Origin of the sequence: Gilliamella sp. wkB108, assembly GCF_001690195.1 — a bacterium.
Lineage (GTDB): Bacteria > Pseudomonadota > Gammaproteobacteria > Enterobacterales > Orbaceae > Gilliamella > Gilliamella apicola_L.
The window spans coordinates 49,974-71,850 of sequence record NZ_LZGM01000021.1 but is presented as its reverse complement, the minus strand read 5'-3'; the positions used below and the strand labels follow the sequence as shown (position 1 = coordinate 71,850).

21 protein-coding genes, 1 pseudogene and 1 riboswitch are annotated in these 21,877 nt (G+C 35.5%); of the genes and pseudogenes, 6 read left to right on the top strand and 16 right to left on the bottom strand.

From position 1 onward, the window contains the following. Positions 1-19: 19 nt before the first annotated feature. The 4 genes from A9G11_RS03175 to yeiP form a co-directional block, all read right to left on the bottom strand. Positions 20-1,237, bottom strand: coding sequence for an MFS transporter (locus tag A9G11_RS03175; RefSeq protein WP_065618088.1), 1,218 nt, complete (start codon positions 1,235-1,237; stop codon positions 20-22). 14 nt (positions 1,238-1,251) lie between these two features. Beyond that, a complete protein-coding gene (locus A9G11_RS03170) occupies positions 1,252-2,079 on the bottom strand; it encodes an MBL fold metallo-hydrolase (protein WP_065618087.1) in 828 nt (275 codons plus the stop codon). 264 nt (positions 2,080-2,343) lie between these two features. Continuing rightward, entirely contained in the window at positions 2,344-3,240 is an 897-nt protein-coding gene (gene ttcA / locus A9G11_RS03165; protein WP_065618086.1) for a tRNA 2-thiocytidine(32) synthetase TtcA, read from the bottom strand. Positions 3,241-3,254: 14 nt separating this feature from the next. Further along, the gene (gene yeiP, locus A9G11_RS03160; protein ID WP_065618085.1) at positions 3,255-3,827 is read right to left on the bottom strand and encodes an elongation factor P-like protein YeiP; all 573 of its coding nucleotides are present in this window, start codon (positions 3,825-3,827) and stop codon (positions 3,255-3,257) included. A gap of 115 nt (positions 3,828-3,942) precedes the next feature. Between yeiP and A9G11_RS03155 the strand changes: the two genes are divergently transcribed. Continuing rightward, complete coding sequence (locus A9G11_RS03155) at positions 3,943-4,209, top strand: YkgJ family cysteine cluster protein (protein ID WP_065618084.1); 267 nt, start codon at positions 3,943-3,945, stop codon at positions 4,207-4,209. Positions 4,210-4,420: 211 nt separating this feature from the next. Next, entirely contained in the window at positions 4,421-5,869 is a 1,449-nt protein-coding gene (locus A9G11_RS03150) for an amino acid permease (RefSeq protein ID WP_255308519.1), read from the top strand. A gap of 106 nt (positions 5,870-5,975) precedes the next feature. Here the strand turns inward: A9G11_RS03150 and infA are convergent, their stop codons facing one another. The 5 genes from infA to leuS form a co-directional block, all read right to left on the bottom strand. Beyond that, positions 5,976-6,194 (bottom strand): translation initiation factor IF-1, encoded by a 219-nt coding sequence (gene infA / locus A9G11_RS03145; RefSeq protein WP_025315083.1) that lies wholly within the window; start codon positions 6,192-6,194, stop codon positions 5,976-5,978. 230 nt (positions 6,195-6,424) lie between these two features. Continuing rightward, positions 6,425-7,081, bottom strand: coding sequence for a nicotinate-nucleotide adenylyltransferase (gene nadD / locus A9G11_RS03140; RefSeq protein WP_065618082.1), 657 nt, complete (start codon positions 7,079-7,081; stop codon positions 6,425-6,427). After that, positions 7,075-8,079, bottom strand: coding sequence for a DNA polymerase III subunit delta (gene holA, locus A9G11_RS03135; protein ID WP_065618081.1), 1,005 nt, complete (start codon positions 8,077-8,079; stop codon positions 7,075-7,077). The genes nadD and holA overlap by 7 nt, the downstream gene beginning before the upstream one ends. A 7-nt stretch (positions 8,080-8,086) precedes the next feature. Continuing rightward, positions 8,087-8,581 carry an LPS assembly lipoprotein LptE gene (gene lptE, locus A9G11_RS03130; RefSeq protein WP_065618080.1) on the bottom strand — a complete coding sequence of 165 codons (495 nt, stop codon included), beginning with the start codon at positions 8,579-8,581 and terminating at the stop codon, positions 8,087-8,089. Between the two features lie 36 nt (positions 8,582-8,617). Next, positions 8,618-11,200: a leucine--tRNA ligase gene (leuS, locus tag A9G11_RS03125; RefSeq protein ID WP_065618079.1), complete on the bottom strand. Its 2,583-nt coding sequence runs from the start codon at positions 11,198-11,200 to the stop codon at positions 8,618-8,620. A gap of 231 nt (positions 11,201-11,431) precedes the next feature. On the opposite strand from leuS, the gene A9G11_RS03120 reads away from it, so the two are divergent. Then, positions 11,432-12,052, top strand: coding sequence for a hypothetical protein (locus tag A9G11_RS03120; RefSeq protein ID WP_065618078.1), 621 nt, complete (start codon positions 11,432-11,434; stop codon positions 12,050-12,052). 156 nt (positions 12,053-12,208) lie between these two features. Here the strand turns inward: A9G11_RS03120 and bamD are convergent. Next, positions 12,209-12,940: pseudogene (bamD, locus tag A9G11_RS03115) on the bottom strand (outer membrane protein assembly factor BamD); the annotation flags it as partial. A gap of 93 nt (positions 12,941-13,033) precedes the next feature. Between bamD and rluD the strand changes: the two are divergent. Together rluD and pgeF are read left to right on the top strand one after the other, a co-directional pair. Further along, positions 13,034-14,008, top strand: coding sequence for a 23S rRNA pseudouridine(1911/1915/1917) synthase RluD (gene rluD / locus A9G11_RS03110; protein ID WP_065618076.1), 975 nt, complete (start codon positions 13,034-13,036; stop codon positions 14,006-14,008). A gap of 8 nt (positions 14,009-14,016) precedes the next feature. Next, the gene (gene pgeF, locus A9G11_RS03105) at positions 14,017-14,784 is read left to right on the top strand and encodes a peptidoglycan editing factor PgeF (RefSeq protein WP_176701228.1); all 768 of its coding nucleotides are present in this window, start codon (positions 14,017-14,019) and stop codon (positions 14,782-14,784) included. Between the two features lie 41 nt (positions 14,785-14,825). Here the strand turns inward: pgeF and A9G11_RS03100 are convergent, their stop codons facing one another. From A9G11_RS03100 to queD, 6 genes are all read right to left on the bottom strand, one after another. Then, positions 14,826-15,920: a DUF1176 domain-containing protein gene (locus A9G11_RS03100; RefSeq protein WP_065618074.1), complete on the bottom strand. Its 1,095-nt coding sequence runs from the start codon at positions 15,918-15,920 to the stop codon at positions 14,826-14,828. 84 nt (positions 15,921-16,004) lie between these two features. Further along, positions 16,005-17,096, bottom strand: coding sequence for a DUF1176 domain-containing protein (locus A9G11_RS03095; protein ID WP_065618073.1), 1,092 nt, complete (start codon positions 17,094-17,096; stop codon positions 16,005-16,007). Between the two features lie 180 nt (positions 17,097-17,276). Next, positions 17,277-18,317: a DUF1176 domain-containing protein gene (locus A9G11_RS03090; protein ID WP_065618072.1), complete on the bottom strand. Its 1,041-nt coding sequence runs from the start codon at positions 18,315-18,317 to the stop codon at positions 17,277-17,279. A gap of 701 nt (positions 18,318-19,018) precedes the next feature. Then, positions 19,019-20,089: a DUF1176 domain-containing protein gene (locus A9G11_RS03085; RefSeq protein ID WP_065618071.1), complete on the bottom strand. Its 1,071-nt coding sequence runs from the start codon at positions 20,087-20,089 to the stop codon at positions 19,019-19,021. A gap of 113 nt (positions 20,090-20,202) precedes the next feature. Beyond that, a complete protein-coding gene (locus tag A9G11_RS03080) occupies positions 20,203-20,817 on the bottom strand; it encodes a 7-carboxy-7-deazaguanine synthase QueE (protein ID WP_065618070.1) in 615 nt (204 codons plus the stop codon). A gap of 2 nt (positions 20,818-20,819) precedes the next feature. Next, on the bottom strand, positions 20,820-21,242 hold the full coding sequence (gene queD / locus A9G11_RS03075; protein WP_065618069.1) for a 6-carboxytetrahydropterin synthase QueD: 423 nt from the start codon (positions 21,240-21,242) through the stop codon (positions 20,820-20,822). Positions 21,243-21,245: 3 nt separating this feature from the next. After that, a riboswitch (PreQ1 riboswitch) is annotated at positions 21,246-21,291 on the bottom strand. A gap of 158 nt (positions 21,292-21,449) precedes the next feature. On the opposite strand from queD, the gene A9G11_RS03070 reads away from it, so the two are divergent. Beyond that, positions 21,450-21,836 carry a DUF2946 domain-containing protein gene (locus A9G11_RS03070; protein WP_065618068.1) on the top strand — a complete coding sequence of 129 codons (387 nt, stop codon included), beginning with the start codon at positions 21,450-21,452 and terminating at the stop codon, positions 21,834-21,836. Positions 21,837-21,877: the final 41 nt, after the last annotated feature.

Sequence of the window (21,877 nt, the reverse complement as noted above, 5' to 3'; positions counted from 1 at the left end):
AAGCGTGCTTATTGTTCAATTAAGCTTTTTGTTTTTTTTCCATAATCACATCTTTATCTTTAAAGAAGATCCAAAAACCAACAGCAACTACCGCAGCAACTACAGCTGGATAGATCCAAAATTCTTGCCATTGTGGCGCTGCAGCTGGTAAGGTTTTTTCTGTTACCACGCGGTTGTTTATCATGCCACATATAGAAGCGGCCATAAAGACACCGAAACCATTAGAAACAATAAAACGTAATCCTTGGGCTTGTGCTTTAATTTTTGGTCCAGCCTTTTTATCGACATAAATATCACCAGCAGTAAAGAAAAAGTCCCAACAAATACCTTGTAACAGCAAGGTGCCAAGAATATAAAACATATAATTCTCAGACACAGCAGCTTGTGACAACATTAAGCTACGAATGACCCAACAAATGGCACCAAATAGGATGATCTTTTTAAAACCAAATCGGCTAAGAAGTAGTGATAGTAAGAACATAAACAGCACTTCTGCCGCAATGGCTATTTGCATCATTGATGCTGGCTCTAATCCTAATACCGGTAGATAAACTGGAATATAGGCACTATATGCAGTTTTAGTTATCATCAGAACAAAGGTAGAAAGCATAAAGATAGTGAAGTATTTATTTTTAAAAAGAGATAACGCATCTAAACAAAGTACATCACGAATGGAGAATTTTGTACCTTTAGCCACTGGTGGCGTATTGGGAAGGGTAAAGCAATAAATACCGAAAACAACCGACGCGCCTGAAGCAAGTAAAAAAGAGTTAATTGAAGTAGAAAACTTGGTATAACCGAGAATAAGACCCACAACCATAAATCCAATAGTACCAAATACGCGAACAATCGGGAACCAACGCACACCGTCAATATGTCTAAAACTGATACTGTTGGCTAAAGCTGTGGTAGGGTAATAGAGTAAACCTACGATAAAAATTATAATTAAAAAGCCAATAACATTACCATTTTCGACAAAAGTAGGAATTGTAAAAAGCGCAATTGCGTTAAGGATATGCAAAATACCCATTACCTTTTGCGAAGCAATGAATCTATCGGCTATCATACCAATAAAAAGAGGGGAAATAATGGTAGCTAAACCTAGAACAGAATAAGTAGAGCCAACGATTTCTTTTAAACCATATGCAGCAAGTACTGCACCAATAACCATATTCCATGCACCTTGCACAAAATATTGCAAAAACATCATAACCAATAAACGTGGTATTTTTAGCATAGATAACTCCATTATTAAATGATTTTAATTAATCCGTCATAAGCGACTTGAATATCATGGGGTTTAAATATTTCACATAGTTCGTCGTACATAAAACCACTACTATGTGAATGATGAGAGGTAATAAGCTGAGTAGCATCATGAAAGATACCTTCCTCTATCATGCGTTTTTGTGCCGCAATCACGGTTTCAATACTCATATGATTATTGGTACGATCATTTTGTTTATAACCATAAGTACACTCAAACACAGCGAGATCGATTTGTTTACCACTATTTTTTAACCATTGCCATGTTAATTCAGGGAAATAACCTGAATCATGACCATATAATATGGTTTTACCTGCCTTTTCAATTAGGTAGATAAAACAAAATTCCCATTTTGCATGATTGGAAAGCAGTGGGGTAATGGTGTAATCAGCTGATGAAGTAATAGTTTGATAAGGAACGATTAAATTAATAACAAATCTTTCCGGGCTATAATCAGGCAAAACATTTAAACAACCATTAATGGCTAAGTCATTACCATAAATATACAAAGGATGAGTAATATTAAATCCATAATCTACCATTCGGCTAAACAGATCACCAACATTGAAATGATCGGGATGAGTATGCGTAAAAAGCAGATCTTTAATTTTGGTGACATCGATATTTTCTTTCATTACTTGATAACTAAATTCAGGTGCAACATCAATTTGCATAATATCATCGATAACAACGGAACTTCTTGTTCTAATATTTTTACCTTTTTCGATTCGTGTTTTTTCACAGATTTCGCATTTACAAAAAGGATTTGGGATACCTTCAGAGGCTGCGGTGCCTAGAAAATGTAGTTTCACTTTATTCTCCTATTGTTAGTAAAAGTCTTTTCTTAACTTAGGGCCATTATTGAAAATTGGAACGTTTCAATTTTATTTTAGTGTGAAAAAATGCACAATAAAAATAAGGTCTTTTTTTATAGATACGTGAGCTAGATCAAAAAATGAGATTAAGTTAAGTCAGAAATGAGTGGCTATGAGACGAATAGAGAAGAGTTGAGCAATATAACTTTCGCCGAGCAATTCGACGAGAGTTATAATTAGTGAATCAGATTTGATGTATGGCTATTTGGCCTCTTTCCATAAGATCATATTTTGATCTTCGAGTTCAGATGCATCAAAACCGGCTATTGGGGTAAACTCTTCATAATCAAATGCAGTATCACCACCATTAACATCACGATCCCCTTTTTTAATTCCCTTAAAATCATACAAGCTTGTATCACAAAGGTGAGATAAAGTGATATTTTGCGTAGCGCGGAACATGGTTTCGATGCGTCCCGGGAATTTTTTATCCCAGCTATTTAACATCTCTTTAATCACTTGACGTTGTAAGTTAGGCTGTGAACCACACAAGTTGCAGGGAATAATTGGGAACTGTTTAAATTCGGCATATTTCGCAATGTCTTTCTCTTTGCAGTAAGCCAATGGACGGATAATGATATGTTCACCCGAATCATTCATCAGTTTAGGTGGCATTGCTTTGAGTTTACCACCATAAAACATATTTAAGAAAAGTGTTTCTAAAATATCATCACGGTGATGTCCAAGTGCAATCTTGGTTGCGCCAATTTCTGTGGCAGTACGGTATAAAATGCCACGTCGTAATCGGGAACAAAGTGAACAGGTGGTTTTACCTTCTGGTATCTTCTCTTTGACAATACCATAAGTATTCTCTTGCACAATTTTATACTCAATGCCAAGTGAGTTTAAATACTCAGGTAGCACATGTTCAGGGAATCCCGGTTGTTTTTGATCTAAATTAACCGCAACCAATTCGAAATCAACCGGCGCACTCATTTTTAAGTTAATCAGAATATCAAGTAGCGTATAACTGTCTTTACCACCTGATAAGCAAACCATAATACGATCGCCTTGTTCGATCATATTAAAATCAGCGATTGCTTCACCGGTTAGGCGACGCAATCTTTTATGTAATTTGTTTTGATTATAAGTATTCATCACTATTTAATTGGTTACTCAGCACGGCCCATATAACGGCGTTCAGCGATATGAATTTTGACTTTTTCGTTGTTATCAATATATTCAGGAACTTGAATAACAAGGCCTGTTGATAATGTAGCCGGTTTAGTTCTGGCACTTGCTGAAGCACCTTTAATACTCGGTGAGGTTTCTATAATGTCAAGCTCAACGGTTTGAGGTAACTCTAGTGCGATAACTTCACCGTCAGCCATCAATACTTGAATGCCTTCCATTCCACCCTCAGGAATAAATAGTAATTCCTCTTCAATTTGTTCTTTTTTAAAGATAAAAGGTGTGTAATCTTCATTATCCATAAATACATATTCATCACCGTCAATATAAGAAAAGCTAACCGGGCGACGAAATAGTTCAATTGTTTCGATGATATCATCACCTTTGAATCTTTCTTCAACTTTACCGCCAGTTTTAACATCGGTAAAACGCATTTTGTAAAGAGTACTTGCACCGCGCGCACTTGGACTTTGTACATCGATATCTTTAACTAGGAGTAATTTGCCATTATATGTGACCGCATCGCCACGTTTGATTTCATTTGCTTTAGCCATAATATTGTTTCTTCGTGATTATAAAACAGAGTTAAAAATTAGCTCGCTATTTTACCGCTAACTTGCTATTGTCACCACTAATTTATCGATAAGTCATAAAATTTAAGGGAAATATATGGTAGAGGCGTTTCAATGTCGAGCTAATTGTGGTGCCTGTTGTATTGCTCCTTCTATTTCTTCAGCCATTCCAGGCATGCCAAACGGTAAGCCAGCAGGTGTTGCTTGTATACATTTAAATGCTAATTTGCAATGTCAACTCTTTGCTCACCCCTCCAGACCATTAGTTTGTGGACGATTAAAACCCTGTCATGAGATGTGTGGTGATAATCGACAGCAAGCCCTATATTATTTAACTCAATTAGAACAGTTAACTAGCGAGTAAGTATTGCTTAAATTTAACAAACTAAATGGATTATTAAAATTATTTATCTCGCGCGGTTTTTTTTTTGATACACTTCAACGCATTTTATTATTCAATGATCTATATCAATAATAATTAAGATAAATTTTAGTCATTTTTCAACATGATAAACGTGTGTTGTAGGTGACTGATTAGTACTCCATTTAATTTACTCTCTTTAAAAAAGAAGAATATTGTTATGAAAAATAAATTAAAACGTGATTTAAAAGCACGCCATCTAACGATGATCGCTATTGGTGGCTCAATTGGTACAGGGCTATTTGTTGCATCAGGAGCAACGGTTGCCCAAGCGGGTCCCGGAGGTGCATTACTTTCATATGCCATTATCGGTATTATGGTCTACTTTTTAATGACCAGCTTAGGGGAACTCGCGGCTTATTTACCGGTTTCTGGTACTTTTGCAACTTATGGCGCACGTTATGTCGATGAAGCGTTCGGTTTTGCGATTGGTTGGAACTATTGGTATAACTGGGCGATTACAGTTGCTGTCGATTTGGTCGCCGCACAATTAGTTATTTCCTATTGGTTTGATGCCGGGAGCTATAGTTGGCTATGGAGCTTGTTATTCTTAACTATTATTTTTGGATTGAACTATATTTCCGTGAAAGGTTTTGGTGAAGCTGAATTTTGGTTTTCATTGATTAAAGTGGTGACAGTGGTCATCTTTATTGCGGTTGGTTTGTTAATGATAATTGGCATTTTACGTGGCGGCGAAAGTGCAGGTTGGCAAAATTGGCAAATTGGTGAAGCCCCGTTTGTCGGTGGATTTGCATCAATGATTGGTGTGGCAATGGTTGTTGGCTTTTCATTTCAAGGCACTGAGTTAATCGGTATTGCTGCTGGCGAATCCAGAGATCCGGAAAAAAATATTCCTAAAGCGATGCGACAAGTATTCTGGCGGATTTTACTGTTTTACATTTTTGCTATCTTAGTAATTAGTTTAATTATCCCATATACAGATCCAAATTTATTACGTAATGATGAAAGCGATATTAGTGTGAGTCCATTCACTTTAGTTTTCCAACATGCTGGACTTTTATCTGCAGCGGCAATTATGAATGCCGTTATTTTGACATCGGTTTTATCGGCTGGAAATTCCGGATTATATGCATCAACACGAATGTTATATGCGCTAGCAAGAGAAGGTAAAGCCCCTAAGATTTTTGCGCAACTGTCCTCATCAGGTGTGCCTCGCATCGCGCTTGTTGCCACAACCTTTGTTGCCATGCTTTGCTTTTTAACTTCAATGTTTAAAGATCAGCAGGTCTATTTGTGGCTTCTTAATATGTCAGGTATGACAGGATTTATTGCTTGGCTTGGTATTGCCATAAGTCATTATCGTTTCCGAAAGGGCTATATTGCTCAAGGAAATGATGTCAGCAAGTTACCTTATCGTTCTAGCTGTTTCCCTTTTGGCCCTATATTTGCCTTTGTCTTATGTTTAACAATTACATTAGGACAAAATTATGAGGCATTTTTACAAGATACTATTGATTGGAATGGTGTAATTGCTACTTATATTGGTTTACCATTATTCTTTGTTATCATGTTTGGCTATAAAATTGTGAAAAAAACCAAATGGGTTAAATATCGTGATATGGATTTTTCAAGAATGAAGTGATATTAATACTCTCACCGTCGACATTGGCCGACGGTGTTTTATTAACAAAGAGAAATAACCAGCTATAGGGTTAGCGATTATAAAATCAATGAGATTGATAACGATATTAGCGACTACGGAAGATGATACGTGCTTTTGATAGATCGTATGGTGTCATTTCTACAGTGACTTTATCGCCAGTTAAAATACGAATATAGTTTTTTCGCATCTTGCCAGAAATATGTGCAGTGACGACATGACCATTTTCAAGTTCAACACGAAACATCGTGTTGGGAAGTGTATCAAGTATTGTACCTTGCATTTCAATGTTATCTTCTTTTGCCATTGGGGCCTCTTAATAATAAATACAAATTAAATATACTCAAATCGGTAAAAGTATGTCCGTTTTAATTTTGACGAGAAAAAGGCAATATTTTGCTGCTTTTTCAAATATCCATTTTGGGTCTCACCAAATGATTTGTTGATATTGAGTATAAACACAGATTAACTGGATTTAGAATATCTAAATACAGCGGCGAAATAATGCCGAAAAAAGTGTCAGATGTAAAGTCCTTTCTAACTTTTCTTTGCACTATAGAGTCCTTGTGCATGAATATACTGCCATACTTTAGGCGGTAATAAATTGTTACAGCTTTGTTGATTATTGATATTTTTCCTGATTTCTGTTGCTGATATATCTTCAAGGGGCGTATGTGCAAAATAGATATAGCCGTTAGGGGAATGATGTAAATCTAGACTATTTTTGGTTTGATGAGCGTTAATCCATGACTGTAACTCAACATTATCGGTTTTTTCAGCATAGCCGGGACGACGGCAAATAATCAAATGACAATAATCTAAAAGCGTTTTCCAATTATTCCAAGTTGGTAAACTAAGTAGTGAATCTTGCCCCATGATAAAAGCAAGTCCTGCGCGATCACCATTTTCACTTCGCCATTTTTGTAAGGTATTTATGGTATACGAAGGGCGTGTTAAATTACCTTGCGAAATCTCTCTGGTATCAATTGAAAACAGTGGCATATCTTCAATAGCTAAGTTCAACATTGCTAAGCGTTGTGCTGTTGTAGCCTCAGGTTGAGGCTTGTGGGGCGGAATATTGTTAGGTAACAAACTAATTTGAGTTAATCCTACTTCTTTGATTAATGCAATGGCTGGACGCAGATGACCATAATGAATAGGATCGAATGTACCGCCAAATAACGCTGTTAACATTTGTTCAATCCCATAAATTGCATTGTAAATGAGGATAAAGTATCCCAAATTTGTAACTGGTTATCATGTTTTAAACCAATTTCCATTTCAGTTAATTTGGCCAGTGTAATATATAAATCTTCAATAGCAAAACGATTAAGATAATTAGTGTAAATCGTTCGTTTGTTCTGCCAGACTTTGTATTGATCAAAAACCTGTTTAAATGATTTTTGTTGTAAGGCTTTTTTTAAGTTAATTAATAAAATTAATTCGCGCTGAACGATACGTAATAAAATTAAGGGTTCAAATTCATTCATTTTGAGCTGTTGCAAAATATGGATTGCTCGTTTGGTTTTATGTGCCAGCATTGCGTCAATCCAATGATAAGGCGTAAACACAGCCGAATCGTTAATATTGCTCTCTACTTGGTCATAGGTAAGCTTAGCGTCAGGATAGAGAAGTTTTAGCTGTTCGATAATTTGCGTTAATGCAAGTAAATTACCTTCATAATAATAGCAAAGTAGTTCTATTGCTTGCGGTTCAATGGTTATTTTTTGTTGTTGTAAATAATTTTTAACCCATTGCGGTAATTGTTGTGTATCTGGCGTAGTACAATTTACGATAACTAATTTATCCGAGAGGGTTTTATACCAAGTCGAATTCTCTTGCGCTTTAGTTATTTTGTTCAAACTGATAATTAATGCGATATCAGGTGATAAAACTTCACTTAATGAGTTAAGTTTAGCTGTAATTGTGGCATTGATAGCGCCTTCACCAAAATCTAAAAATATAAGCGTACTTGTCGAAAATAGATTCATTTCCTGACAACTGTCATAAATTGCAGTCCAATCAGTTTGATTATCTATGGTAAAGGTAAGTTGCTCATTAAATCCTGCCTGTTTGAAAGCGTTTTGTAACTGCGTTTTTACGTAATGTTGTAAATAAGGATCGTTGCCTATTAATAAATAATAGGACGATCCTGATTTATTGGTAATTTGATCTGCATTGATTCTTATCATGGAAAATTTAATTTACAGTATCAACCGATTTTAATTTACCGATAATTTGTTTAGCGGCTTCTTCATACATTTCATCTTCAATTAAATTCTGTTCTGCTGTTTTGGCTAATGCTTTAGATGGGTTATCAAAGAATGTACGAAATACTCGTACATTAATTGGATAGATTTGTTGCCCGGCAATTACCACTTGTGCTGAAACAGTCAATACCAGTTGATATTCAGCCGCTTTACCATCTTGATAAATCGAAATAGTGTTACGGTCTAAATGATCTCCGGTAATTCTTAATGATGGATATTTTCCAGAAGTATCTTCATTAGCTAATTTAACGTGATTATCGCTTAATATTTCTTTGATATCACGCGATAAACGTCCATATGGATCGTAGCTCATATAAGACATTGTTTTAAATCGCTCAGGTACTTCGGTATTATGTTGTAAATGAAACCCGCAACCTGTTAGTGATATTGCTAATAACAAGAGTAAAGTTAAATATTTTTTCATGGGTACGACCACCTGTTCTTTAATTATTCAACAATATTAACCAACAACAATATTTAATAATTTACCTGGTACATAAATGATTTTACGAATAGTTACGTCACTCAAGTATTTTTGAATATTTGCTTCTTGTTTTGCTTGGTTCACAACAAAATCTTGGTCAGCATTAGCCGGTACTGTGAATTTACCGCGCACTTTACCATTGATTTGTACCACAATGAGTTTTTCATCTTCAACCATTGCCGACTCATCAGCAATAGGCCAAGTTGCCTCATCAATAGTTTGTTTATGACCTAATGCTTGCCACATAACAAAGCATGCATGAGGGATCATCGGATAAAGTAAACGCACAATTGCATTTAAGGCTTCATCCATTAATGCACGATCTTGCTCTGTTTCTTGCGGTGCTTTTTGTAATCGGTTCATAAATTCCATTACTGCGGCAATGGCGGTATTAAACGTTTGACGACGGCCGATATCATCGCTCACTTTAGCGATAGTTTTATGTAATTCACGACGAAGCGATGTTTGTTCACTGTCTAAATGAGCAAGGTCAAGTGCATTGGTTTTACCTTTTTGAGTATGCTCAAAGACCAAACGCCAAACACGTTTAATAAAGCGATTAGCGCCTTCAACACCTGATTCTTGCCATTCAAGGGTCATATCAGCAGGGGATGCGAACATCATAAATAAGCGAACAGTATCAGCACCATATTTTTCTACCATTTCTTGAGGATCGATACCATTATTTTTCGATTTTGACATCTTAGTCATGCCAGCATGTACTAACTCATTGCCATGACTATCAACAGCTTTAGCAATGCGACCTTTTTCATCTCGTTCAATAGTAACTTCAGTTGGTGATACCCAAATACGTTCATTGGTTGGGCTGGTATAATAAAATGCATCCGCTAATACCATACCTTGACATAATAAGCGTTTGGCTGGTTCATCAGAGGAGACTAAACCAAAATCACGCATCAATTTATGAAAGAATCTAAAGTAGAGTAGATGCATAATAGCATGCTCAATACCCCCCACATACTGATCTACCGGTAACCAGTAATTGGCAGCCTTTTCATCCAACATCCCTTTATCGTAGTGTGGGCAAGTGTAACGAGCATAATACCAAGATGACTCCATAAATGTATCAAAAGTATCGGTCTCGCGAAGTGCAGGTTGACCGTTAATGGTCGTTTTAGCCCAATTTGGATCGGCTTTAATTGGACTAGTAATACCATTCATTTCCACATTTTCTGGTAATATAACCGGGATCTGATCTTCGGGAGTTGGTATGGTTGTTCCATCTTCTAATGTGACCATTGGGATTGGCGCTCCCCAATAACGTTGGCGTGATACACCCCAATCACGTAGGCGATAATTCACTTTGCGCTCACCAATTCCGAGAGCGATTAATTTATCTGCAATGGCATTAAAGGCTTGCTCAAAATTAAGTCCGTCAAATTCACCTGAATTAAATAAGTTACCGTGTTCAGTATAAGCTTGCTCAGATAAATCTGGCGCTTCACCTTGTTGATTTAAAATAACCGGTTTAATCGGTAGTTGATATTTGCTGGCAAATTCATAATCACGTTCGTCATGTCCCGGCACCGCCATTACGGCACCAGTACCATATTCGATCAATACAAAGTTGGCGATCCAGACAGGAACTTTATCTCCGCTAAGAGGGTGAATTGCGTAAAAACCTGTTGCAATTCCTTTCTTTTCCATAGTTGCCATATCCGCTTCGGCAGTTTTGGTATTTTTGCATTCAGCAATAAATTCTGCTATTTGAGGATTGTTTTTAGCAGCTAATTGAGCTAACGGATGTTCTGCAGCAACAGAGACAAAACTCACGCCCATTAAAGTGTCAGGACGAGTCGTGTAAACACGTAATTTATCCGCGTAATTTTCAACGGCAAAATCAAATTCGACACCTTCAGAACGACCGATCCAGTTACGTTGCATGGTTTTGACTTGTTCAGGCCAGCTTTCAAGTGTATCTAAATCATTAAGTAACTCTTCGGCATACTCAGTGATTTTTATAAACCATTGTGGGATCTCTTTACGCTCAACAGGTGTATTACAACGCCAACAACAACCTTCAACCACTTGCTCATTAGCCAGTACCGTTTGATCGTTTGGACACCAGTTAACTGCTGAGGTTTTTTTATACACTAAGCCTTTTTCATACAATTTAGTAAAGAACCATTGTTCCCACTTATAATATTCAGGGCGACAAGTGGTCACTTCACGATCCCAATCATAACCAAAACCTAATAATTGCAATTGCTTTTTCATATAAGCAATATTTTCATAGGTCCATTTAGCGGGTGCCGTATTATGTTTTACCGCTGCGCCTTCTGCGGGTAATCCAAATGCATCCCAACCAATTGGTTGTAGTACATTTTTCCCATTTAGGCGATGATAACGCGAAATGGTATCGCCGATAGTGTAGTTACGAACATGACCAAGATGCAAACGCCCGGAAGGATAAGGCAACATGGATAAACAGTAATATTTTTGTTTGGAAGGATCTTCGGTAACGTGAAATGTCTTATTTTCAAGCCAATGATTCTGTACTGTGGCTTCGATTTCATCGGGGCGATATTGTTCTTGCATGATGAATTAATGTCCTATCTATTATTGCTAATAAAAATAATCTGCTAATTGTATTGGTTATTGACACGTTTTACAAACGTTATATGAATCGAAAAGAGTGATTTATCAGTAATGCTAATTTTAAAGTTAAATGAGATATGTCGAGTTGACAAAAAACATACAGATGACATGGCAATAGTTTATAAATATAATCCCTTTTTCAGAGAAATTAAGGTATTAAAATAGAAAAATATGGAAAATTTACGTTTTGAATTTAGACATTTAACAAGGCGATCATTGATAGCTTTAGCTTGTTTAACAATACTATTTGCATGCACAGTGGCATTTTGTATTATTTCCTATTTACTAACGCAATTTGCCCCAGAGACATTAAGAGAAGATTGGTTTAATGTCGTTATTTTTGTAGTGCCAATTATTGTTGGTCTTGCCTCAGGTTGCATTATTAGTATGTGCATCGCGAGGGTTTTTCGGAAGAAATTAACTATTGATATAGTTTTTAATGGTGCTAATTTTGATAACCATAAAAATCTAAATCAGATGTTTCAATGGGAAACGTTAAAAAAGGTTACCATATTCAAAATAAAAAAACCGCTTTATGGATTTAACCAAACTACTATTTTGGAATTTGAGCAAAAGCGTATCGAGATATTAATCGTAAACGGACCTATCCCACTTTTATCCAAAAAAGATAAAGAGCAATATTTACAATTTATCCAATATCTTCATAAACAAATTTTGGACACACAATTTACTTTAGAATCTAAGAACAAGACAGTTCCCTCTATATTAGTTGAAACCGTTTTAAATATTTATGATGGAACAGAATATCGTTATGTTTTTGTCAGAAAGTAACTGCTGAATTCAAGACTTAAATGAGAAGGGCTATTTAAGAATTTAAATAGCCATAGAGATCTAAAATAGTGAAGATAATGGCTGTTGAATAAACTAACCGCCATTAAATACGCTGGTGAATCTTGATAAGAAAGATCGTTGTTCTTCTTTAGGCATATTTTCAAGATTAGCTTGAATTAACTGATCAACTTTTTGTGTTTCATCAACTAATCCCAACTCATTATAAGCATCACGCATTAATAAAAGCGCTTGTTTAGTTGAATCAGTATCAGGGAAATAAGAAAGCATTTGCGTTACGCGATTAATCACAGCCACATAAGCACCGCGTTTAGTATAGAATTGTGCTATTTTTAGTTGATAACGAGAGAGTCTATTTTTCAAGAAAACAAGACGTTTTTGCGCATCAGCAACATATTGGCTGGTTGGGAAACTTGAAACTAAGTAGGTAAAATCCTTAAAGGCAGCGGTTGCAAATTCAGGATCACGATCGGAACGATCAACATTGAACCAACCTTGAATAGTGTTATTATCTTGCGCCATATTTGATAGACCACGCATATAAATAACCCAATCAATATTAGGATGTGTTGGGTTTAATTTTAAAAAGCGGTCGATTTGTGCAACAGCAAGAGGTAAATCTCCAGATTTATAATACGCATAAATCAAATCGAGTTGTACTTGTTGAGAATAAGGACCAAAAGGATAATTCTTATCCATAGCCTCTAAAATGGTAATACTGGACTTTATGTTGCCACTATCAAGTTCTTGTCGAGCTTTAGAGTGAAGTTCAAGTTCTGATACATTTTCAACATCAGGCTTTGAAGAAGTGCAGCCAATTAGCATGCCACTTAAACAGATAGCTAATAGAGAGTGTAAACGTAATTTCATTCAGTTTTCAATCCAAAATATAAATAAACATTAACGGCTATGATTAGTATATAATACTCTAAAACAAAACAGCTTCAAATAGATAAATTACATATGCATGAGTTAAAATTATTAACTGAAATACCTCAAACACTACTTGGAATGCGATTAGATCAAGCAATATCACAGCTTTTACCTGATTATTCACGATCGCGAATTAAAGATTGGATTATTAATAATAAAGTCTTAGTCAACGGTATTATTATCAATAAACCGAAAGAAAAAGTGTTAGGCGGTGAAAAAATAACCATTAATGCAGAAATAGAAGAAGAAACTTATCATCAAGCCGAAAATATTAAACTGGATATTGTTTATGAAGATGATGATATTTTGGTGATCAACAAACCAAGAGATTTAGTTGTTCATCCCGGAGCAGGTAATCCAAATGGTACTGTACTTAATGCATTGCTTCATTATTATCCCAAAATTTCGCAAGTACCACGAGCCGGCATTGTGCATCGGTTAGATAAAGATACGACTGGTTTAATGGTTGTTGCAAAAAATATTGTTGCCCAAACTCATTTAGTTGAATCGTTACAGCTAAGAGAAATTACCCGCGAATATGAAGCTGTGGCTATGGGCATTATCACCGCAGGCGGTACAGTCGATCAACCGATTAGCCGTCACCCGACTAAAAGAACACATATGAGTGTATTTCCGACGGGTAAACCGGCGGTGACACATTATCGGGTAATGGAAAAATATCGCTTACACACCCGATTACGTTTACGACTGGAAACAGGAAGAACACATCAAATACGTGTTCATATGGCACACATTGCTCATCCTTTAGTTGGTGATCCACTATATGGCGGTCGTCCAAGACCACCAAAAGGAGCAAGTGAGTCTTTTATTCAAACTCTACGTGATTTTGATAGACAAGCACTACATGCAACTATGTTGCGATTATTTCATCCTATAACTGGTGAACAGATGGAATGGCATGCACCTATTCCTGAAGATATGCAAAAGTTAATTCAAGCATTACAAGAAGACACTGAACAACATAAAGATGAGTTAGATTGGTGATTATTATGATAAAATTAATTTATCCTTATTGGTCTGCGCCGAAAAATATTCATGCATTTACCACAACCAGAGTGGGGGGAGTGAGTTTAGCACCCTTTGACAGTTTAAATATGGGGAGTAAAACAGGGGATATTTTGGATAATGTCGCTGAGAATCGTAGCCGTTTGATCCAAGATCAACAAATTCCAAGTGAACCCTATTGGCTAAACCAAACACATAGTACGACTGTCCTTGATATTTCTCAGCTCCCGTTACAAACCCCAATCGGTATAGTTAATAATAAACAGATGCTCGATGCTGATGCGTCTTATACACGTCAGGCTAAACAAGTAAGCGTCGTATTAACGGCTGATTGTATGCCCGTGTTATTTTGTTCTGTTAAAGGCGATGAAGTTGCATCGGCGCATGCAGGTTGGCGAGGGTTATGTCATGGAATATTAGAAAAGACGGTGAAGAAATTTATCTGTCCTGTGAGTGACATTTTAGTTTGGCTAGGGCCTGCCATTAGTGCCAAAAAATTTGAAGTTGGTGCTGAGGTAAAAAAACAATTTGAAGCAGTTGCTCCAGAAGCAAAAAATGCATTTAAATTAATTAATGAGAAAGAGCAAAAATATTTGGCAGATCTCTATTTAATTGCCAAACAACGATTAACTGCTGTAGGTATTACTCATATTTTTGGCGGTGATTATTGTACTTTTACTGAACAAGATAAATTCTATTCTTACCGACGTGAAAATAAAACAGGCAGAATGGCTTCAATGATCTGGTTTGATTAAAACCGTTAAATATTAACGGTTTTATCACTATCTTGGTTATTTTAGCGCTCCGCTGTTTTTACTTCGCTAACAAATACAGGCAAGAACCATGCACCTCCGGCAAATTCTTGCCCGCTAAATTCAGTTTTTGCCTCGAGTGAGAATTGTTTGCCATCCCAAATCCAATCAGCTACGTTCATACATCCGTCACCACCTCTGCCTAAATCTACACAGGGTTTAGCATTGATAGTACCATCTAAATAAATATCCCCCATTTTGGTGATGAGTTTGATATTACTATCGATTGGTTCGATGGCATTAGGAATTAGCCAATAAGCAAAGTTACTTTCACGAGGGGTAAAGTCACAAAGTACTTCAAGTAATTGATAGTTATCGTCTAATTTTATTAGCCGGGGAGAGGGAAATTCATCTCTAAAGATAGTATAGTCATTCTCTTCACCAGTGAGTTCTTCAAAGGCAGTACAATTGGACTCTAATACTTCAGGCTCTAAATTAACTTCATGCAGATAACGTTGCTTAAGTTCCGGAAATAGTGCGATTGCTTCTTCAAAGGTTATGTTTTGATTTTGCTCAGGATTAGGAACACGAGCTTTATAAATGACAGGTGGTTTGTTGGCTGAGTAAACTTTTGATTCATCTTGATTGCCGGTATTTATTACCGCACCGGTTGTGCCTATTCTTCCTTGTTGTTCATCCATTTTAAGCATGACTGCATTAAAACCAGCATCAGATAAGACTCTTTTTTTATCGTTTGAATTAAACGAAACCGTATTATTATCACCCTTTAGCGCTTGGATAATTTTTTCAGTTTGTTGTAGTGAAAGTTCATAATAATATTCATCTGCTATCCATGATAAATCACCTAATGATTGATTATTGATTGACAAACTAATGGGGATTGCTTCTGGCTCATCATAATTAAGTTTAATATACCCCGAAAAGGATTGATTCTTGCCTGCGTGACGAATCAATAAAAGTGAAATATCATTTTCTTGTTGCTTATTATTATAACCAACAGCTCGACAAGTTAAGGTATTGTCACAAACAATTTCCCAATCTTTATATTTGAATACGCCTTTTTGAGCTAAGGCACAACTTGAAAATACCATTAAAAATAAACAAAAATAAAAGCGCATTGTCTTATTACCCTAAAAAAAATTGCCTTGATTAATATAATTAGTCTACATTGAAATTATCTTTATACTAGTCATTGTTATCTACTAGCTTTTGATTTTACTGACAAAAATTGGCAAAGACCAAGTAGAGGCATTATCCCGCAAGCTTTGAGCAATTTCAGATTGCAAAACGAAGGATTCACCTGTCCATATCCATTGTTTTGCAATGTTGATAAAGAAAGAATGGTCGTTATATATAACCTGTTGTAAATTGTCAGAGGTAATGATGCCATAATAGTAATCATTCGCTGTCTTGGTTACCAGTTTTATATCGTTATCATTGGGTGTATTGACATTAGGTATAACCCAGAAACTATATAAATTTGAAGTGGGTTGCCCTATATCACAAAAAACTTTCAATAAATTGTATTCATCATTTAAAGTTATGAGTTCTGGTAAAGGAAGATTTTTATTGGCAAAATCTTTATCGAGATTATTGGAGCTATTTGCACCATTACAATTTATCTTTTCTTCATTGGCATAACGCTTTTTAAATTCAGGGAATAATTTATTGATTTCAGAAAAAGTAACATTTTTGATGGGTTTATCACCAACATCAGTGGCAGCTTTAATTATTGGCATCAATGTAGGGCGATAAACCTGAGATTCATCTTTATCACCGGATGATATGATGGCACCAGTCGTGCCAATCCGACCTTGCTTTTCATCCATTTTCAACATAGCGGCATTAAATCCAGCGTCGGATAAAAACCATTTTTTATGAGCCATATAAAAGAAGATAGTGTTTTTATCGCCTTTCAATGCTTCAATTAATTGAGTAAGTTGAAATTTTGAAAGTTCATAGAGATTGTCTTCTTTCCATTTTAAAGGACCGAGGGATTTATCATTAATTGCTAAGCTAAGTAGCGTTTCACCAGGCATCTGATCGTCTATTTTAACTTGGCCACTAAGCGGTTTATTCGCACCTGCTTTACGTTCTAATAATAATGCCATGCGCGCATAAACATTACCGTTTTTTCCCTGATCATAAGAGCCAACAGCACGACAGGTTAAAGTATTATCACAAGCCACCGCCCAATCTTTATATTGGAAAAAATCGTCTTGTTGAAAAGTATTATCTTGTGCCAAAGCAAGCCCTGAAAATAGTATAAAAAAGAGATAAATATAAGAACGCATCCGTTTATCATCCACAAAAAAATTATCTGATTAAATATTATCCGCCAAATATATAGCTCCGATATAAATGTTGCAACTTTTAAATTTATGAAATCAGATCATGATTGCTTATTTTAAATAATCAGATAGTTAAGCAATGAATGTTTAATGTGCTTTGCAATTAGTCCCTATTAATGTCTGTTATTTAATCGCAGTAACCCAAGTAGCTAAATACCATGCTGGATCGACTTTTGTTCTGTTACAAGGGGGATTTATGCCACTAAAGCTCAATATAAATTGATTTTTAGACCATGTCCAAGTTTGGTTAATAGCGCAATTATTTTGATTTTCTATTATGCTTGAGTCGATCGTACCGTTTTTGTAAGATGTCCCTTTTTTAGTCACCAGTTGAATATTACTATCAATCGGATTAATAGCATTAGGTATCACCCAGTAAGCAAAATTAGGGGAATCCATATCATATACACAAAATACTTCAAGTAAATGGTAGTAGCTATCTAACTTAATAAGTCGTGGTAAAGGATAATCGCCTTCTTCAAAACTGATATCAAGATCATTTGACTGCATATATTCATTACAATTTATGCCGTCCTCGCTATTTTCATAACGTTTTTTGAATTCGGGGAAAAGGGTTATTATCTCATTAAAAGTTATATTACGGCTCTGTTCTGGAGTGATCACCGGACTTTTATTAATTATTTGGAAAAATATAGGTGGATAGACATTTGACTCATCTTTAGAACCAGATCTTATCACTGCGCCGATAGTGCCAACTCTACCTTGCAGCTCATCCATTTTTAACATAACAGCATTAAAACCTTCATCAGATAAATTCCAAGTTTGCTGACTATTATAAAAGGTCACCGTGCTATCATTTTTTTTCATTGCTTCAATTATTGCTAGAGTTTGTTGCTCAGTGAGTGAATAGGGTTGTTCATCTTGTGGTTCGATTATTCCGGTAGGTTTATCGTTAATTGATAAAGTAATTTGCTCATAAATTGAGGGATCTTCTAAATAGACAGATCCAATAATAGGTTGATTTGCTCCTGCATAACGTTTTAAGAAGATTGCACTGTTTTCATCATCAATATAACTATAAGCACGGCAAGTCAAGGTATTATCACAAACCATCCCCCAGTTTTTATAACTGAAATAATCTTCCATGGCAAAAGCAGTAATTGAAAATATAATTAAAAAAAAGTAACAAGCAAAACGGATCATATACTCTTCCTGTTAACATTTACGGTAATAATTATACCTACGGCTATGGTAAAGTTACAATATAAATCAGTAATCTAAATAATATATACCGACGATTTTTACACTATTTATTTAATCATTAAATAAGCAAACATTATTTGCAATTGGTAAAGATGTTTCAGGTTAACTATACGTTTAAGTATCATATAAAAACTGATTTCAACAGCGAAGGGAGTAATAACAGAATTTGTCTATAACATGATGCCTATTTTGTAAAAAATATTCAGGAGTCTATACCATTTCATTTTTTCTTAATGCCTGAATTCAACAGCGAAGAGAGTAATAACAGGATTTGTTTGTCTATAAAACGATGCCTGTATTGTAAAAAATATTCAGGAGTCTATACCGTTTTATTTTTTCTTAACGCCTGAATTCAACAGCGAAGAGAGCGATATCAGGATTTGTTTGTCTATAACATGATGCCTGTATTGTAAAAAATATTCAGGAGTCTATACCGTTTCATTTTTCCTTGACGGCTAAATTCCACAGCGAAGGAAGTGACAATAGGATTTGTTTGTACATAAAATGATACCAGTATTGTAAAAAATATTCAGGAGTCTATACCGTTTCATTTTTTTTGACGGCTGAATTCAACAGCTAAGTGCCGATATATCATTAATATCTGTCAAATTAAATGTCAAACTCGGTTAACTAAGCGATAATTATTTTATTTCACTTACAAAATAAGGGAGATCCCATGCGCCACCGGCAAAACCTCGACATAATCCAGTTGTACTTTCGGCAGAGAGCATAAATTGGTTACCATTCCATACCCAATTTGTCTGTTCCCAGCAATCACCTAGACCTCGACCTTTATGTGAGGCATGTATATTTCCTTCACTGTAGTAACTGCCCATATTAGTCACAAAATGTATATTACTATCATTTGGTGTGGTTGCTTTAGGGATCACCCAATATGCATTAGCGGTATTATATGCAGCTAACCAACAGATGGCTTCAAGTAACTCATTATGTTTATCCAATTCAATGAGTCGAAACGGATGAGGGTTATTAGTCATTTGGTCAGGTTCAATTTCATTTGATAAATCAAAATATTCACACTCAGCTCTTTCATAGTGCTCTTTAAATTCAGGGAATATCGCTATTACTTCATCAAGTGTCATTTCTTTGCTTTGTTCTGATTCATTCATTGCTATTTTTTTTATAACAGGAGCAGGGATTGGCGGGTAAACCTGTGATTCATTTTTTTTACCTGTTTTTATAATTGCACCTAGTGTGCCAACGCGACCTTGCACTTCATCCATTTTTAACATGACCGCATTAAAACCAGCATTTGATAACACCCATTTGTGGTTATTTTGATGAAAAGTAACAATACTGTTATTACTTTTTAAGGCTTGAATGATTGATGAAACTTGTTTTTGTGTCAATTTGTATAGGCCATTTTTATCTTTCTCTAAAGATCCTATTTGTTTGTTGTTGATTGACAAGTTAAATGGCTGGTTTTTAGGTACTTCTTTTTCATCAATATTCGTTTGAACGTAGCCTACTAATGATTGATTAGCTCCAGCCTTTCGTTCTAATAGTATTGAAACAGCGAGATTGTCATCAATACCCATATCTTGGTTATTGTAACCCGCTGCGCGGCAAGTAAGCGTGTTTTCGCAGACAATAATCCAATCTTTATGTTCAAAAACAATACCGTTAGCTAGCTGAGCATTAGCTGAGGTAATAAATAACAGAAGTAGTAAACAAGAAAAAAAACGGAACATATTCAATTCCACTAAAATTGATAATTATCGTCATATAATAACAATAACCTTTTAAAAGTTAATATTTAATTATAATTTTACTAGCATAATGATCCGTTCTTGATATCAATTTATTATTCAATATTAGCTAATTTATGCGTTTGCAAACTCAGTAGCCATTTGTTATCTATTCGCTTATGGTTGATTTCCCCTAAAAGCTCGATCGTTTTAAGCATATTAAACTCACCATTTTTTTCACACGGAGAAAGAAAATAACGCGGTGCATGGATGTGCTTTTCGATATTGTGGCAAAAATGGATAAAATCGTCATGCTCTTCAACGACAATACGTACTTCGTTTGCTTTGGTTTGTTGACTTTTTTGATAACGTGATTGGTAGCAAAATTTAGGGCTAATGGCAAGGTAGTCTATTAGCGGATCAACTTTACCTAAGCCATTGCTTTCCATAGCAATGAAATAACCCTTAGCTTTTAATGGTCTCAATAATAACGATAAATTTTTAACCATAGTTGGCTCACCACCGGTGATAATAATATTGTTACTTTTATATTCCTGAATTTTGGTCATTAGTTCGTCAAGCGTAAAACGAGTAAATTGGCGGAAATTGGTATCACACCAAGTACAATTTAAATTGCAACCGGCAAAGCGGACAAAAATTGCCGGCATACCCGTGTTATAACCTTCGCCTTGTAAAGATTCGAAGATTTCCACAATACGAAATTCACTCATTTTTAACTCCGTTGATACTCACAGTATGAAGTTGGTGTTTCCCATAAAGTGATCTTTGAGACAGGTATATATTGCGATAAACAATCAAAGATATATTTACTCATACCTTCAGCGGTAGTACGGCAAGGAAAGGCAAAAATTTTGCGCTGCATCTCTTGCAGTAGTGAGGCTAAATGGCATTCATTTGTATTGTTTTGATGATATAGATAAGCATGATCAAGCCGATCAATAATATGTTGTTTGACGATGGTTTTTAAATCAGCATAGTCCATGACCATGTCGGCACTTGAACCACTGCAGATCAGCTCTCCACTAATTTCGACGATTAATCGGTAGGTATGACCATGTAAGTTATGGCATTTATGATTATGCCCGTCTAACATATGACAAGCATCAAATTGGAACTCTTTGGCAATTTTGAACATCTACTATTCCTAGTTTTTTTACGTGGGATGGGTTACGAACCACGGTTAGGTTGGCTAACAAAATAAAGCACATAATATAGAGGATTAAAGGTAATTTGTCATCTTTAATCCCTTGCTTAATTTAAGACGATAATGATTATCATTTAAATTTGATTATTTTTACGCTACTATACTATCATCTGGTTATCTAACTGATATCTTAATCTGATGAAGCATATAAATAGAGTAGGTTATCTTGGTATTGTTAGTATTTTGCTACTAACGCTTATTCCGTTTGCTTCGAGAATAGCAAGTTCGATAAATTCTCAACATTTATCAACACCACATTGTCATCAAACCACCTTAGATGCATCGACAGCGCCGCATTCAACCAATCATCAATCACCACATGCTAAACATAAAACTAATCCAGATAGTTGGACAAGCATGTGTGATTATTGTGAACTATTTATGCAGGTACCGGTGTTAATTTATGTCAATGTACCTATTGTAAAAATCTTTATTTCAGTCACGTTGGTTAAAAACCATTCGCCTGAATTTGTTAAAGTGTATCGCTTTAACAGTCATCATATCCGCGCACCGCCTTTGGTTTAAGCCTCTTTAAGTAATTAATTAACCGTAAATACGCTATAACA